Annotated in this window: 15 protein-coding genes; 12 read left to right on the top strand and 3 right to left on the bottom strand. The window is 46.8% G+C overall.

Annotated features, from left to right (window positions below):
- Window positions 1–28: 28 nt before the first annotated feature.
- Entirely contained in the window at window positions 29–1,441 is a 1,413-nt protein-coding gene (locus tag DXD02_RS11875; RefSeq protein WP_117804247.1) for an ATP-binding protein, read from the bottom strand.
- Window positions 1,442–1,556: 115 nt separating this feature from the next.
- On the opposite strand from DXD02_RS11875, the gene DXD02_RS11870 reads away from it, so the two are divergent.
- Complete coding sequence (locus tag DXD02_RS11870; protein ID WP_117500083.1) at window positions 1,557–2,969, top strand: relaxase/mobilization nuclease domain-containing protein; 1,413 nt, start codon at window positions 1,557–1,559, stop codon at window positions 2,967–2,969.
- Between the two features lie 222 nt (window positions 2,970–3,191).
- Here the strand turns inward: DXD02_RS11870 and DXD02_RS11860 are convergent, their stop codons facing one another.
- The gene (locus DXD02_RS11860) at window positions 3,192–3,548 is read right to left on the bottom strand and encodes a helix-turn-helix domain-containing protein (protein WP_117500085.1); all 357 of its coding nucleotides are present in this window, start codon (window positions 3,546–3,548) and stop codon (window positions 3,192–3,194) included.
- 171 nt (window positions 3,549–3,719) lie between these two features.
- Between DXD02_RS11860 and DXD02_RS11855 the strand changes: the two genes are divergently transcribed.
- From DXD02_RS11855 to DXD02_RS11835, 5 genes are all read left to right on the top strand, one after another.
- The gene (locus DXD02_RS11855) at window positions 3,720–3,923 is read left to right on the top strand and encodes a helix-turn-helix domain-containing protein (RefSeq protein WP_055066046.1); all 204 of its coding nucleotides are present in this window, start codon (window positions 3,720–3,722) and stop codon (window positions 3,921–3,923) included.
- Window positions 3,901–4,584 (top strand): response regulator transcription factor, encoded by a 684-nt coding sequence (locus tag DXD02_RS11850; protein ID WP_117500087.1) that lies wholly within the window; start codon window positions 3,901–3,903, stop codon window positions 4,582–4,584. Before DXD02_RS11855 ends, DXD02_RS11850 begins: the two co-directional genes overlap by 23 nt.
- Before the next feature lie 9 nt (window positions 4,585–4,593).
- On the top strand, window positions 4,594–5,829 hold the full coding sequence (locus DXD02_RS11845; protein WP_117500088.1) for a sensor histidine kinase: 1,236 nt from the start codon (window positions 4,594–4,596) through the stop codon (window positions 5,827–5,829).
- A gap of 62 nt (window positions 5,830–5,891) precedes the next feature.
- Window positions 5,892–6,575, top strand: coding sequence for an ABC transporter ATP-binding protein (locus DXD02_RS11840; protein ID WP_117500089.1), 684 nt, complete (start codon window positions 5,892–5,894; stop codon window positions 6,573–6,575).
- Window positions 6,572–8,911, top strand: a complete 2,340-nt coding sequence (locus DXD02_RS11835; protein ID WP_117500090.1) for an FtsX-like permease family protein — start codon at window positions 6,572–6,574, stop codon at window positions 8,909–8,911. Before DXD02_RS11840 ends, DXD02_RS11835 begins: the two co-directional genes overlap by 4 nt.
- Window positions 8,912–9,052: 141 nt before the next feature.
- Here DXD02_RS11835 and DXD02_RS11830 read toward each other — a convergent pair whose 3' ends face one another.
- Window positions 9,053–9,295 carry a hypothetical protein gene (locus DXD02_RS11830; protein WP_034972320.1) on the bottom strand — a complete coding sequence of 81 codons (243 nt, stop codon included), beginning with the start codon at window positions 9,293–9,295 and terminating at the stop codon, window positions 9,053–9,055.
- 218 nt (window positions 9,296–9,513) lie between these two features.
- Between DXD02_RS11830 and DXD02_RS11820 the strand changes: the two genes are divergently transcribed.
- The 6 genes from DXD02_RS11820 (at window position 9,514) to DXD02_RS11795 (ending at window position 15,458) form a co-directional block, all read left to right on the top strand.
- Window positions 9,514–9,927, top strand: a complete 414-nt coding sequence (locus DXD02_RS11820; RefSeq protein ID WP_117500091.1) for a sigma-70 family RNA polymerase sigma factor — start codon at window positions 9,514–9,516, stop codon at window positions 9,925–9,927.
- Between the two features lie 123 nt (window positions 9,928–10,050).
- A complete protein-coding gene (locus tag DXD02_RS11815; protein WP_117500092.1) occupies window positions 10,051–10,227 on the top strand; it encodes a DNA-binding protein in 177 nt (58 codons plus the stop codon).
- A gap of 61 nt (window positions 10,228–10,288) precedes the next feature.
- Window positions 10,289–10,972 carry a response regulator transcription factor gene (locus DXD02_RS11810; protein WP_117500093.1) on the top strand — a complete coding sequence of 228 codons (684 nt, stop codon included), beginning with the start codon at window positions 10,289–10,291 and terminating at the stop codon, window positions 10,970–10,972.
- On the top strand, window positions 10,969–12,000 hold the full coding sequence (locus tag DXD02_RS11805; RefSeq protein ID WP_117500094.1) for a sensor histidine kinase: 1,032 nt from the start codon (window positions 10,969–10,971) through the stop codon (window positions 11,998–12,000). The genes DXD02_RS11810 and DXD02_RS11805 overlap by 4 nt, the downstream gene beginning before the upstream one ends.
- A 143-nt stretch (window positions 12,001–12,143) precedes the next feature.
- A complete protein-coding gene (locus DXD02_RS11800) occupies window positions 12,144–12,809 on the top strand; it encodes an ABC transporter ATP-binding protein (RefSeq protein WP_040342337.1) in 666 nt (221 codons plus the stop codon).
- Window positions 12,810–12,824: 15 nt separating this feature from the next.
- Entirely contained in the window at window positions 12,825–15,458 is a 2,634-nt protein-coding gene (locus DXD02_RS11795; RefSeq protein WP_118666884.1) for an ABC transporter permease, read from the top strand.
- The last annotated feature ends 637 nt before the right edge of the window (window positions 15,459–16,095 follow it).

Raw genomic sequence — 16,095 nt, 5'->3', positions numbered from 1 at the left:
GATGAGACCCAATGCCCTGCTTCTCTGTTTATTCGGAACGAACTGTAATATATTTTTGATTGCGACTTTTAGGTTTATCGGGAATAGTCATTTCTAATTGCCCGGATTCTAAAAGCGGATTGATATGTTTCAAAGTGAAGTTTCTTAAATCTTTGAAGCCGCAAAATACTGCAAGCTCTTTCTTGGATTTTGGTGTTGTGCAAAAAGTCAAAATCTGTTTGGATACCGTTGATAGTTCAATAACTTGGTGGGTAACTTGGTGGATAACTTGGTGGGCGTCACCCTCTAAGTTGTAGTTTACATTTTTCAAGATGACTCTGAAATCTGTCGCTGTTGAGGAAAATTCGGGCTTATATGCCTCTGTGTATCCAGGCAGCTTTTCGGTTTCACTGACGATTTTGCGTAGGCCACTTCCACGGCGTTCCATGTACTTCATGCGGTGGAACAGGTCAGCAATCACAGGGTTTCGTCGCATCGAACGGATACTGTAAATATCGTATTCCTGAATTGAGCCGCCGCCAAACATACCGCCCGGAGATGTGATTTCCACCCGATCATCAAACATATCAATATGGATTTCGCTGCCAAGTACAATATAATCACGATGGATAAGCGCATTAACAAGAGCCTCTGTCACAGCTCGTTCAGCATAATCTGGCTTGTCTACACGATACTGTGCCTCTTTGACAAAACGGACTTTGGAATTATTGCGAATAAATTCACTGCCGCTTTTCAGTAGATAAATCAGATTCCCTTCGTATTCTTTATCGTCCAGTGCATCATCAAAGATAGAGCCTTTTTCCAAGCCATTCCACCGGGTACAGAACATACGGGAGTTATAAACTGTGTGCTGATCGGTCATGAGCTTTCCGGCATTGGTCAAGACCCCATTTTTGTCAGCCAAACCGAAGGAAACATAATCGGATGGCTCAAAGCGGAGGCCGGTTCGTTCCAGATAGGTTGCCTCCAGGAGTGTGAAGCTGTAATCCTTTTTCACAGCTTCTGTTGTTAAGGTGTCAAAGGACTGATTGGTTCCCTTTAAGATCAGTTCATTTACAATGTAATCCGGGGCAATTACGCTTTCATTTCCAACACGGATATATGCTTCCATCACTCCGTCTGCCTTGTAATAATATGGGGTGCTGCGGCCGGGAGAAACCTCCAGAGCTAATAGATTTTTACCATCTTCCTGTAATGGTTTTAAGATAAACTGAGGTAATGGTGTGATTCGTTCTTTAATTAAGCGGCTGATCGCTTCAGCATCCTTTTGAACATCGGACAAGCCAATAGGTTTCCGGTCATCAGAGATTCCGAAAAACAGAGTTCCGCCGATTCCATTAGAAAAGGAACTGACACTTTTTAACCAGCTTTTTGGTTTCTTTATTTCAAGTGCAACTTTGAAATCACATTCGGTTGCTTCAGCAATTAGCTGTTCTATCATAAAATCCCTCCTTTGAGGTATTGGTAGTTTCTTTATATTATACCCATAAGGAGAGTTTATTTCAACGATAGGCACAAAGAGTTCAGAGAAAATATTTTTGAGAGGAGGGTTTTTTATGGCAACTACAAGAATCATGCCGCTTCATGTTGGCAAGGGCCGCACAGAAAGTCGGGCGATCAGTGACATCATCGACTATGTAGCAAATCCACAGAAAACAGATAACGGCAAGCTCATTACCGGCTATGCGTGTGACAGCCGGACTGCGGATGCGGAGTTCCTTCTGGCAAAGCGGCAGTACATTGCCGCTACCGGACGGGTGCGCGGCGCAGATGATGTGATCGCCTATCATGTGCGCCAGTCCTTCCGCCCTGGTGAGATTACCCCGGAAGAAGCAAACCGGCTGGGCGTAGAATTTGCAAAGCGTTTTACTAAAGGCAATCATGCCTTTGTGGTCTGCACTCACATAGACAAGTCGCACATTCATAATCACATTATCTGGTCATCGGTCAGCTTAGAATATGACCGGAAATTCCGAAACTTTTGGGGCAGCACCAAGGCGGTTCGCCGGTTAAGTGATACAATCTGCATTGAAAACGGACTGTCCATTGTAGAGAATCCGAAACCTCACGGAAAAAGCTATAACAAGTGGCTGGGAGATCAGGCAAAGCCCTCTCACCGAGAGCTGCTTCGTGTGGCGATTGACAACGCATTATCACAAAGCCCTGCTGATTTTGAGGAACTTCTGAAGCTACTGCAAGAATCCGGCTGTGAGGTATCAAAACGAGGGAAATCATATCGCTTGAAGCTCCCCGGTTGGGAGAAAGCCGCCCGTATGGACAGCCTGGGCGAAGGATATGGATTGGAAGATTTGCGGGCAGTTCTCTTAGGAAAGAAAGCACATACCCCGCGAAAGAAAACAGTCACACAGGCAGAGCCGCCGAAGGTCAATCTGCTGGTGGACATTCAGGCAAAATTGCAGGCTGGAAAAGGTGCTGGCTATGCTCGATGGGCTAAAGTTTTTAATCTGAAACAAATGGCGCAAACCATGAATTACCTGTCAGAGAACAATCTGCTGGAGTATACGGTTTTGGAAGAAAAGGCTACGGCTGCCACGGCACATCACAATGATCTTTCGGCGCAGATCAAAGCGGCTGAAAAGCGCATGGCGGAGATTGCTGTTCTGCGTACTCACATCGTAAATTATGCCAAGACCCGTGAGGTCTATGTGGCATATCGTAAGGCGGGATACTCTAAGAAATTCCGGGAGGAACATGAGGAAGAAATTCTGCTCCATCAGGCTGCTAAGAATGCCTTTGATGAGATGGGCGTCAAGAAGCTGCCCAAGGTCAAAGAGTTGCAGACAGAGTACGCGAAATTGCTGGAAGAAAAGAAAAAGACCTATGCCGAGTATCGGCATTCCCGTGAGGAAATGCGGGAGCTTTTAACGGCAAAGGCCAATGTAGATCGGGTGCTGAAAATGGAGGTAGAACAGGATGTTGAAAAAGAAAAAGACCACGGCCAGCGGTAAGCTGGTCCTGGTCAAAAGCGTTCGCAGAACGCGCAGCCACAGAATGAAATTCTGTGTTCAAAGGGGCTTGGGGGCGCTGCCCTCAACAAGCAAGCAGAGAGGAAAATCACAAAGGGATTTTCTCCTCTGCGGGCCTGTGTGTATTAACACAGGCATTGCTTGCCTCTTTTCTCCGAAATTGAAAAGAACCAGTGAGAGAATCGTTAAATTTCACTCACTGGCTCAATTCATTTCAAATATCTCGGACAACTCTGTCAGTTCTTTCACCGTTTCTTGGGTGTGATGCAACAGGGTGTCACGCATTTCTGGCGGACAGCTGGAATAAAGCATTTTCATCTGATTGACACCTTCATCTTCCAGAGAAATATCTGGATTTATAAGCGTATCTAAAGAGATGTGCAGGACCTTTGCCAATGCTCTCAAAATCAAATAAGAAGGATTCATTTTCCCCTTTTCGATATTGGCGATTTGCTTTACAGAAACATGGCTCAGATCCGCAAGCTCCTGTTGTGTCAGGTCTTTTTTCTTTCTGGCTTCCCGCATTTTTTGCCCTAAAGCAGTTAAATCATCAATCGGCATAATCGTTCACCTCAATAATATTGTATCGTTCCGGTTTGATTTGAGGAATAACCTTATCATTCCGGTTTTTTCGGTACGATTATACCGATTTTTCTTTTTTGCAACATGGTTGCAGGCTTGTATTCTTCGAGCAATAGAAATATAATGGAATGTATTGCAGGAGGTGCAGAGATGGACTATATGACCCTAAAAGAAGCAAGTGAAAAATGGGGAGTTTCAATTCGGCAGATAAACTATTATTGCGCCGGTGGCCGTATTCCCGGTGCTGTGAAGGTGGCTACAATTTGGCTGATTCCGAAAGACGCGGAAAAGCCTGTGGATATGAGAACGAAGCAAGGAAAGGAGCAAAAAAATGCAAAAGATACTTTATGTTGAAGATGATTTGAGCCTGATTGATGGATTGCAATATACTTTGGAAGCAAGTGGATATATGGTGGACAATGCCAAAACTGTAAAGGAGGCTTTGGCCCTATTCCGAAAGAACACCTATGATTTACTTTTGCTGGATGTTACGCTCCCAGATGGCACAGGCTTCGATGTTTGCAAAGCGGTACGGAACAGCTCAACCGTTCCCATTATATTTTTGACAGCTTCGGATCAGGAAATCAGCATTGTCCGAGGACTTGATATGGGTGCCGACGATTATATCACCAAACCGTTCAAGCTGAATGAACTTCTATCCAGAATTAAGGCAATCCTGCGCCGTTCCTTGCAGTTTTCCAAAGCAGATACCTTTTTGGAAGCCAATGGTATTCGTGTAGATACGGCGGAACGGCTCGTTTGGAAAAATGATGAACCGCTTGACCTCCCGCTGGTGGAATACAAATTACTATGTTTGTTCATGCAAAATCCTAATCACCTTATGCCGCGAGAAATGATCCTGGATAGGATGTGGGATGGCAACGGAAACTTTGTGGATGACAATACCTTGTCTGTGTATATCCGGCGGCTGAGAAACAAAATTGAGGACACACCCAATCAGCCTAAATACTTGCTGACGGAACGAGGTATCGGCTATAAATGGGTCGTTGAGTGAGGACAAGGTATGGGCAAATTAGGGAAAGAAACAAAGAATCTACTGTTGGCAATCACCGTCATCTGCCTTATTTCATTTCTACTTGCCGCAGGACTTTCGTTTTTACTTGCAAAGGACTTCCAACATGAGATGTTGCTCCATGACTATGGTGTTTCCGGCTACCAGCTGAACCATGAGGATAAATTGCAGATTTCAGCTTTTACTGCTCACCCCAACGAAAGCGATATAGAACGAGGCAAAGAAGCGCTGGCCTCTATTGGATACAGTGAAGCAACATCTATGCAGCTATTGCCAACTGTTCGGGAATATCGAAATCAGACGATGCTGTATCTATTCTTGCTGCTGTTGTTTCTGTTCGGTATGGTATATCTGGTTCTGCTGTTTTATCTGCGACGCCAGCATAGAGCTATTGATGATGCGGGAAGTAAGATTCGAGAATTTTTGGATGGCAATTCTATGTCCAGAATTGAATGTTCCCAAACCGGTGATTGGTATAGCCTTTTCCATGATGTCAATGAAATGGCGACTATTCTCTCCGCCCATGCAGAGAGCCAGAAGCAGACAAAGGAGTTCTTACAGGACATCATTTCGGATGTATCACATCAGATTAAAACGCCGCTATCTGCTTTGAAAATGTACCATGAAATCATAAGCAGTCATAAAGGAGAAGCCGAAACGGTGGCGAACTTTTCGGAAAAATCTCAACGAGAGATTAAGCGAATGGAGAACGTTATTTATACACTGCTCAAACTGGCGCGCCTGGATGCGGGAATTATACAGATGGAAAAAGCAGAAGAAAATGTTTCCGCTCTCATGCAAGATGTTTTGGAACGATTTGAAACATGGGCAGAACAGGATCACAAAGAGATCACCCTTTCGGGTAAGGATGATATTTCTCTTAATTGCGATGCACTATGGATGTCGGAGGCGATTGGAAATATCGTCAAAAATGCTTTGGAACACACACAACCGGGCGGTCACATTTCGGTGCAATGGACACAATCACCCCTGTTGACTCAGATCGTCATTACAGACGATGGCAAAGGTATCCACCAAGAGGACTTATACAACATTTTCAAACGCTTTTACCGCAGCCGCTTTTCGTCAGATGTGCATGGGATAGGATTGGGCTTACCGCTGGCTAAATCTATTGTGGAGGCACATGGGGGAACTATTTCTGTAACCAGCACACTCAATGTTGGAACTACCTTCACATTGAACTTTTTCAGCCTTACAAATGAGTAAGATGCAGGTCACTTGGAAGTAAGCCGAAGGGGGTATGATGTGACCATAAGGAGGTACTGCGTATGAATATTCTTGAAGTACAGGACTTGTGCAAAACCTATGGAAAAGGTGAAGCAGCGGTTCAAGCGTTGCGTCATGCAACATTTTCGGTTCGCAAAGGTGAATTTATTGCCATTATTGGTGAATCTGGCTCCGGCAAAAGTACGTTGCTGAATGTTGTGGGTGCTCTGGACAAAGCCACTTCCGGCAAGGTCTGGATCGACGGTCAGGATATTTTCTCAATGCCGGAGAAAAAACTGACCGTGTTCCGGCGGCAACACATCGGTTTTATCTTTCAGTCATTTAATCTGATCCCGGAACTGAATGTAGAACAGAACATCACTTTTCCGTTGCTGCTTGACTACAAGCGGCCAGACCAGAGGTTTGTCAACGAGCTGCTGAATGTTTTGGGACTGACCGAACGCCGTCATCATCTTCCCAGTCAGCTCTCCGGTGGCCAGCAACAGCGTGTCGCTATCGGCAGGGCTTTGGTTACACGACCTGCACTGATTTTGGCGGACGAGCCGACCGGCAATCTGGACAGTAAAAATAGTCAGGAAGTCTTGGCTCTCCTGCAAACCATGTCGGCCAAGTACCAGCAAACCATTTTGATGATTACCCACAACAAAAATCATGCAAGTGCGGCAGACCGCATTTTCAATATGTCTGATGGTGTGCTGAAGGAGTTGGGGGCGAGCCGGAAATGAAACACTACCTCGACTTGGTTTCTATCTCCAACAAGGTTCACCGCAGGCAAAGCCGCATGACACGCATTTGCATTGTGCTGGCGGTTTTCCTGGTTGCAGTCATGTTTGGACTGGCCGATATGTATTTGAAAAGCATGACGGATGAAACCCGGCATCAAACTGGAGATTGGCATTGTAAAATCACAGCTATTGACGAAAAAACATCCGAATATATTGCTGCCCGCCCTGAAATAGACTTGTCTGGCTGGCAAGGCAACATTCCCGCAGAAATCGGCTGCACAGTGGCAGATCAGCCCGTTTCTGTTGCAGGGATGGACGAGACAATATTTTCTGAAATTTATTTAGGTTCTGTCCTTTCAGGTGAGTTCCCTGAGATAGCTGGACAGGTAGCTGTTTCATCTACATTAGCACAAACAGCAGGAATTTCGTTGGGAGATACTCTTGCTTTGAACTCTCCTGATGGGAGTACAATGCAACTGGCGATTACGGGAATTATGGATGATGATGCCGCCAATATGATCTCGGGAAGTGCCAGTGCAATCCTTTTGACACCTGAAGGGCTGTCAAGCATTCAAACTGCGGATCTAAGCGGCAACTGGCAGTATGTCGTTCGGTTCTCGCTGCTCACTAATGTTGGTTCCAGCATTGCTGATATTCAGCAGCAAAACGGCATATCTGATGCACAAATCACCCAAAATGAAGAACTGCTCAGTATGCTCGGGCAGCTACCGGGTTCCAATATGTCGCAGATATACACAATGGCATTTCTGCTTTCTTTGGTGGTAATGGGAACTTGTGTTATGATGATTTCCAGTAGTTTGAATAGTAATGTCAGCCAGCGCATGGAGTTTTTCGGTTTACTGCGCTGTTTGGGAGCCACTCGTCGCCAAGTATTGCGCTTTGTGCGCCGTGAGGCTTTACAGTGGTGCATTACCGCCATACCCATTGGTATCGGGTTAAGTATCGTGGTGGTTTGGGGACTGTGTGCAGTCATGCGGCAGCTCAGCACTGTATGGTTTGGTTATATGCCTATCTTTGGCATTAGCTGGCTAAGCATTGGTGTGAGCATTGTATTGGGACTTATTACCGTTCTATTGGCGGCTCGGACCCCCGCAAAAATGGCAGCAAAGGTTTCCCCATTGGAGGCTGTCACAGGCAATACACAGCAGGAATCCTCGTTCCGCCATGCGGCAAACACTCGGCGGTGGCATGTAGAGGTAGCACTTGGTATCCATCATGCCAAGGCCAAACGGCGCAGCTATATTCTGATGACAGGTGCATTTGCAATCTGCATCACCTTGTTTTTAGGGTTCTGTACGCTGGTTCCCTTTATGGAAAACGCATTTATGCCGAAAGAATGGTCGCCCGAGCTTTCCATTGTCAGTGACACAAATACTTGTTCCATTCCGGCGGATCGAAGGGATGCCGTAGTACAAAATTCCGCTGTTAGTCGAGTGTTTGGCAGAATGTTTGCTTATGATGTTCCTGCCCAAATTAGCGGCGCAATCCATAACAGCAATCTAATCTCCTATGAAGAAAATCAGTTCCGCTGGGCGCAAGATCAACTAATTGCAGGTTCTATAGATACTGTAACGAACACGCCGGGACAGGTCTTGTTTGTGGCAAACGCAGGAACAGAAGTGCAGGTGGGAGATACCATTACACTGACAATAAACGGGAAGGATCAAACAGTTACTGTAGGGGGTGTTTTGTCTGACAGCCTATTGGCTCGTGCAGAGAGAACGGAAACACTGATCTGCTCCGAGGAAACTTTTTCGCAGCTGACGGGTGAGACTGGGTATACTATCCTGGATGTCCAGTTCCGCTTTGGTTCTGATGAAGAAGATGTTGCCGAGGTTGAAGCATTGTTCGGTGAAGGAGTCACTTTCACTGATGTCTTAATCCAAGCACAGCAACAACGTGGCCTTTATTATGCTTTTGCAACATTGGTATATGGTTTCCTGTCAATCATTGTAGCCATTACGATTTTCCATATTATGAATACCATCAGCATGGGAGTTTCCGCCCGAACTCGTCAATATGGAGTAATGCGTGCCATTGGCATGAGTAATCAACAGCTTACACGCATGATTTCTGCGGAAGCTGTCTCGTATGCCATAAGTGGTGTCATATTGGGATGTATTTTCGGATTGCTGTTTCATTGGTTCCTGTACTCCAGCCTTATCACTCGCACATTCGGAAATCCCTGGAGTGTTCCGTGGCTGGAATTGTGCTTGATCATAGGCGTGATTCTCGCAACCACGGCGCTGGCTGTACGAGGCCCAGCAAGAAGATTACACGCTATGTCGATTGTGGAAAATATCAGCTCGCAATAAAATTATATGGCATACGGCCAATAGGCTAAATACTCATGTGGATTTGAGAGGTTGTCCCTCCGAGAAGATCGGTGTGGGCAACCTTTTTATTTATCTTACAGATAAGTAAGATGGAAGTCATTTGGAAGTAAGATTGATTCCTTAAAATCGAAACAAATAAAGATTTCCTGCCGGACGACGGCAAAAGAAAAAAAGCCGTCGTAGAGCAGACAATTTGACACGCCCATTTGAAACGGCGGCTTTGATTTTCAGAGCCGCCGTTTCTTTGCGTTTACACAATCCTATGACGACTTGCAGGGACACGGTAGCCGATTGGAGGTTATTTTGCCGTGTCTCGTTTGCTTTTTCAAAGCTCACATGATCTACATCAGTTAAAAAAAGCATTGCTCCTCCTCCGGGCAAGTATAACATTGCATCGGCATTATCGTTCCATGTAATTCAGTATAATAATGACTGTTCTTGGCGCGCCAGTTTTCCCTCACGGAAATCTGGCGTTTTTTGTTGCCATTTTTTCGGAGATGACCCGGTTGTCTGCCGGTGTCGGTCTCCGCCTCCATTCGATTCACCCGTCAATCACCTGTGAATCGAAATGGAGGTACATAATGAAGAAAATTAACCTTCGGGAACTTTATCCTAATGTTTATACAACAGACTTTTTTGTAGATGTGACAGAGGAAGTAATGGAGACTATTCGAGCAGCTGAACGTGCGGAAGCTGCGTATGAGCGAAAGATGTATCGCTATAAGGCGTACTACTCCCTGGACTGCGACAACGGCATTGAAAATGCGATTCTGATGAAGCCCCAGACACCGGAAATGCTTTTGGAGGAAAAGCAGCTGCGGGAGCAGCTCTATGCTGCTGTGATGGCTCTGCCAGAGAAGCAGGCCAAGCGGATCTATGCCCGGTATTATCTGGGTATGCGTGTGAGTGAGATCGCCACAGCGGAGGGCGTAGACCAAAGCCGTGTCCGTGATAGTATCCGGCGTGGTCTGAAGCAACTAGCAAAGTATTTTTAGGATAGAACTACAAATGGGGCGCAAGGTCTCAAAATGCTTCTGGCACAGGGCCTTGCGCCCTATTTGCACGCTTGTATTCTTCGAGCAAAGGAAATATAATAAACCATATTGGAGGGAAACTATATGGATTATATGACGCTGAAAGAAGCAAGTGAAAAATGGGGTGTTACCCCAAGGCAGATCAATTATCTGTGTACCGGTGGGCGTATCCCCGGCGCTGTAAAGATGGCTACCATTTGGATGATTCCCAAGGATGCAGAGAAACCGGCAGACCGCCGTTTCAAAAATACAAAAAAATAATCCTCTCGTGAGGTTTCTGTGACATTTGGATGCTACACTAAGAATGAAGGAGTGTGATACAATGCGAATTTTAGTAGTCGAGGATGACCGACTTTTGAATAATACCTTGTGCTATAATCTGGATACTGCGGGCTATGCCGTGGACTCTGCATTGACAAAATCAGCAGCCAGCAACTTTCTGACCAAGCAGGACTATGACCTGATCGTGCTGGATGTAAACCTGCCGGATGGGAATGGCTTTGATTTCTGCCGTGAGGTAAAGGAGCGTCGGCCGGATACGGCGGTGATCTTCCTGACCGCAAACGATATGGAAAGTGATATGCTCAAAGGATATGAGCTGGGCGCGGAGGACTATGTGACCAAGCCATTTCCTATGAGCGTCTTTCAAAAAAAGCTGTCCGTGGTGCTGGGGCGGTTGGCGAAACAGTCTGGAGGCGATTGCTATGAGGATGGTGCGCTGTCCATCAATTTCTCGGAGATGACTGCTTCCCTGTCCGGTAAGCCGTTGGTGTTCACTCCGTTGGAATACCGGCTGTTGAAAATACTGACCAAAAATCCGCAGAATGTTTTGACCAGGCAGGTGCTGCTTGAAAAGCTGTGGGATGCCGATGGAAACTTTGTGGATGAACACGCCCTGACTGCGGCCATCAGCCGGGTGCGGAACAAAATTGAAACAGAGGGATGCCAGTACATCAAGACGGTGTACGGCATGGGCTATATGTGGATCGGAGGGGCATCGAAATGAATATGCGAAAACTCTCCATCAACAAAGCCTGTATCCTTTTGGGAACGCTTTTGCTGCTGGCGGTTGGTGCAGTCTGCGCCGCTGTTTATCTGCTGACCCAGAATATAACCGCTGTCCGGTGTGTGTTCCTGTTCAGTCTCTTTGTACTGCTCTGCGTTATCTTCTTTGTGGCTCTGATCCGCCGGAAGCTGGTTCGGTTCTCCGATGCCTTTTGTGGTCAGATGGATGATATGCTCTCCGAAAATATGCAGCCGAAGCAGACAACCTGCGAAGAAAGCCTGTTCTACAAAATCAACTATCGGCTGGGGCGGCTGTACGAGGTCATGCAGGAAAATAAAAACAGCATCGCAAAGGAACGGACTGACCTACAAGAGCTGATCTCTGACATCTCTCATCAGGTCAAGACCCCGATTGCCAACTTGAAAATGATCAACAACACGCTGCTTGAAAATGAGGTTCCTCCGCAGAAGCAAAAGGAATTTCTGACAGCCCAGGCCAGCCAGCTTGATAAGCTGGGCTTCCTCATGCAAGCCATGATTAAAACCTCCCGACTGGAAACGGGAGTCATTTCGCTGGAGCAGAGACAGCAACCGGTTTACGATACCCTTGCCGCTGCCCTAGGCGGGATTTTGCTCAATGCCGAAAAGAAAAAGATAGATGTGCAGGTGGAATGCCCGGAGCATTTGGATGCACGCCATGATAGAAAATGGACAAGCGAAGCCCTGTTCAACATTCTGGATAATGCTGTGAAATACACCCCGGCAGGCGGGCAGATCCGTGTGTCGGTGGAAGGCTGGGAAATGTATGTGAAGATCGACATTGCCGATACCGGCATCGGCATTTCAGAGCAGCACCAGGGGACGATTTTCAAGCGGTTTTATCGGGAAGATGTGGTGCATGATGTGGACGGTATTGGAATCGGTCTGTATCTGGCCCGTGAGATTGTGACCTTGCAGGGCGGTTATATCCGGGTAGCGTCTGAGGTTGGGAAAGGCTCAACCTTTTCTGTTTTCCTGCTCCGAAAGTAGAGTAAGCACACCCCGAAAATTGAAATGTCACAGATTCGTGACATTTGGGGCTGAATTTAGCGGAAATTTTTTGTGGCTCGTGACATTTCTGTGAGGTTTGGTCGTTACAATGGGTTTATCAAAAAGAAAGGATGGTGTTCTCTATGAGCATTTTGCAAACGACTGAACTGAAAAAATATTATGGTGCAGAGCCGAACATTACCAGAGCCTTGGATGGTGTGACCCTCTCTATTGAAAAAGGAGAATTTGTAGCTATCGTAGGAACCTCCGGCAGTGGTAAATCCACGCTGCTGAACATGATCGGCGGATTGGATGTGCCCACCTCCGGCCAGGTGGTCGTGGATGGCAAGGAGCTGTCCAAACTCAAAGACGAGGAACTGACCGTTTTCCGCAGAAGAAAGATCGGCTTTATCTTCCAGAACTACAATCTGGTACCGGTGCTGAATGTCTTTGAAAATATTGTGTTGCCTGTGGAGCTGGACGGAAACAAGGTAGACAAGAAGTTTATGAACGAAGTAGTGCAGATGCTGGGGCTTGAGGATAAGCTGAACAATATGCCCAATAACCTCTCCGGCGGCCAGCAGCAGCGCGTAGCCATTGCCCGCGCCTTGGTGTCAAAGCCCGCTATTGTCTTGGCTGATGAACCCACCGGCAACCTGGACAGCAAGACCAGCGCCGATGTGCTGGGGCTTCTGAAAACTACCAGCCAGAAATTCCACCAGACCCTCGTAATGATTACCCATAACAGTGAGATCGCCCAGCTTGCCGACCGCATTATTCGGATCGAGGATGGTAAGATCGTGCAGTAAAGGGGGGGCGGGACTATGAATGACATTCTATTTGGCAACAATAATTCCAAAGTAATTACCAAGCTATCCAAACGCTATTTCAAGAAGAATAAGGTACGCAATCTGGCTGCACTGCTGGCAATTATCCTGACTGCTTTCCTGTTTACCTCTATCACTTCCCTGGCGTTCAATATGGCGTCCTCCATCCAACTCTCTCTGCAAATGCAGAAAGGCAGCAAGGCGGATGGCACTTTGGGGTATATGACGGAGAAACAGTACGAGCAGCTTGTAAACAGCGATTTTGTGGACCAGGCAGGACACCGGCGTATCATTGGCTATGCAAGCAACACTTCCAGCCATTCCATTGAAATCAATTATGAAGATAGTGTGCAGCAGGAACTGACCTTCTGTGTGCCTACCCACGGAGCTGCACCGGAGAAAGCGAATGAGATCGCCACTACGGATTTGGCGCTGAAGGCGCTGGGTGTAGAACCTGAGATCGGCGCAGAGGTTCCGTTAGAATTTGAACTGCGGGGGAAAACTTATCATTACGATATGGTGCTTTCCGGCTGGTGGGAAGCAAGCAATGACTCTGTGAGCGTTGCGACTGTTTCAGAGCAGTTTATAAAAGAAAATCCCGATGTGGTTCAGAACACTTATGCGGTAGACCATGTAATGTCCGGCGTTACTTTTTCCGATGTCGTGCTGAAGAATAAAGCAAATGTTCAGCAGCAGTTGAATGAGTTCGTTTACTCCATTGGCGGCAATCCAGAGGATATGGGCGCAGACAATTTCATTCTCGCCTCCGAAAATCAAATGTCCCAGGGATTGACTTCATCAGAGTCCATCGTGCCTGCTGTTGTATTTATCCTGATGTTTGTCGTGTGCGGATACCTGCTGATCTACAATATCTTTGATATTTCCGTGATGCAGGATGTTCGTCAATACGGTCTGCTGCGGACGATTGGAACTTCCACACGGCAGATCAAGAGCATTGTGAACCGTCAGGCGGTCTGGCTCACGCTGATCGGACTGCCTATTGGTCTGATTGCCGGTTTCTTTGCCGGTTGGGTGCTGCTTCCTATCGTGACAGAGATCATTAACCTTGAATACTCTATGGTGGGTACATCCGTATCGACCTCGCCCCTGATCTTTGTTATTGCCGCTCTCTTTACAATTTTGACCGTGCTTATCAGCACCCGGAAGCCTGCAAAAAAGGCGGCAAAGATTTCTCCTCTGGAGGCGATCCGCTACACCGAGCAGAACGCCTATAAAAAGAGCAGTGCCAAGCGTACCAATAGAGTAAAGCTGTCCCGCATGGCCTTTTCCAACCTGGGGCGCAATCGTCGGCGTTCAGCGTTTATCATTATTTCCCTGCTTCTGTGCATCGTCCTGTTTAACTCTATCATCATTGTGACGCAAAGCCTTGATGAAGAAAAGTGGGTAAACCGTGTTACCAGAACAGATTTTAATGTCTATAACTCCGCCGCATTTAATGTAATGGAGGGCGTTCAGCACCATGAAGATACGCTCTCACAACAGGCAGTGGATCTGATTGCCGGACAGCCCGGAGTTGAGGATGAACGCTATCTTTACCGAAATACAAAAGACGATAGAAATGTGCTGGTTGACTATGGGTTTGAAGATTTAAGCGGTATAGAGCTATTCCATGAGGAAGAAGGCGTTGTAAATCAAAGCTATCAGGGATATAGCCTGTACACAAGTTCTGATACCGAAAGGCGCTATTTTGGTAATGTGATGGGAGCCTCCGAGAATTTCTGGGCGGATATGCGTATTTTTGAAGGCGAAAAAGATGCCGAAACCTTAACGCAGAAAATGGCTACCGGAGAATATGTCATTATTGGTTGCCCCATCGACAAATTGACAGAGGAACCAAATAACACTCCGCTGACCGATCAGTTACAGGTCGGGGAGAGCATTTCCTTCTACAAGGATGGGGAACTGGTCAAAACCAGCACCATCCTTGCAAAAGCGATTCTCGTGGGAACAGAAACAGAAACGCCCACAGGCACTACCGCTCAGGCACACATCGCCGGTGATGCTCCTTTTGTATATCTGCCGGACACTGTATTCAAGGAAATCTATGACGCTCCCACGCTTCTGACTTATGGATTCAATGTGGAGGAAGCCTTGCAGCCGCAGATGGAAGAATTCTTGAGCAACTATGTGAGCGAAAATACTTCGGTTGCCTATACTTCCACCAAGCTGTTGAAAGAGCAACTTGATTCGGTCCGCAGCATGATTCTGGTTATCGGCGGTTTGATTGGCTGCATCATGGCCTTTGCGGGACTGATCAACTTTACCAACATGATTATTACCAACATCATCACCCGCCGCCATGAGTTCGCTACCATGCAAAGCATCGGTATGACCGGCAAGCAGCTTCGCCGCCTGATGGTCTATGAGGGCATCTATTATGCCGCCGGCGCAGACATTATTGGCGGAGCAGCCGCAGCGGTCCTGGCAGTCACGGTGCTAAAGAGCGCATTAAATGGCCCCTCCATGTGGTTCTTTACCCTGAACATTACATTGGTTCCTGTTCTGGTCATTGGTGTGCTTTATCTGCTGCTGGCTGCGGTCATTCCGCTGATTGTTCTCCACTTCTTTAACAAGGGAACTGTGGTGGAACGGCTGAGGACTTCGGAGTAACGGCAGAGATTGCTACAATAAATAATCATAAACCTATTGAAAGCCGGGAGGAGGCATTTCCTCTCGGCTTTCCTCAAAAAAATTGAAATCTCACAGATTGGTGAGATTTCAGCTTGTTATTTTGTCGAAATGGCGTATGCCCGTGACATTTCTGTGAGGATTGCCTGTTAAAATAAAAGAAAAGTGAAAAAGTTGCCGCACGATGGCAAAAGAAAAAAAGCCATCGTACAGCGACTATATTGTTATGCACTTTGCAACGGTGGCTTTGAAAAAATCAGAGCCGCCGTTTCCTTTCGTCTATCTAAAATGAACGACGACCCTACACCCTGCAATCTGGTACGGCGGCACATAGGAGGATGCCGCCATGTCAATTTTCGTCATTCACAATAGCCATGAGTTACACCAGCTAAAAAAAGTCTTGCCCCTCCTCCGGGGGAGTATGACTATCTATCAGTATTATCGTTCCATCTAAATCAGCAGAATAGTAGGTATTTTTGTCGCGCCAATTTCCCATTACGGGGAGTTGGCGTTTTTTGCTTTCGATTTTTCGGGAAGGCGTCCGAAGTATGTCGCTGCCGATCCCCGCCTCCTTTCGATTCACTCGTCAACCGCCCGTGAATCGAAATGGAGGTACATA

Source organism: Blautia sp. TF10-30, assembly GCF_003481245.1.
Classification (GTDB): Bacteria; Bacillota; Clostridia; order Lachnospirales; family Lachnospiraceae; genus Fusicatenibacter; species Fusicatenibacter saccharivorans.
Note: the sequence above shows the minus strand (reverse complement) of the source record. Positions and strands in the feature narration are given on the sequence as shown.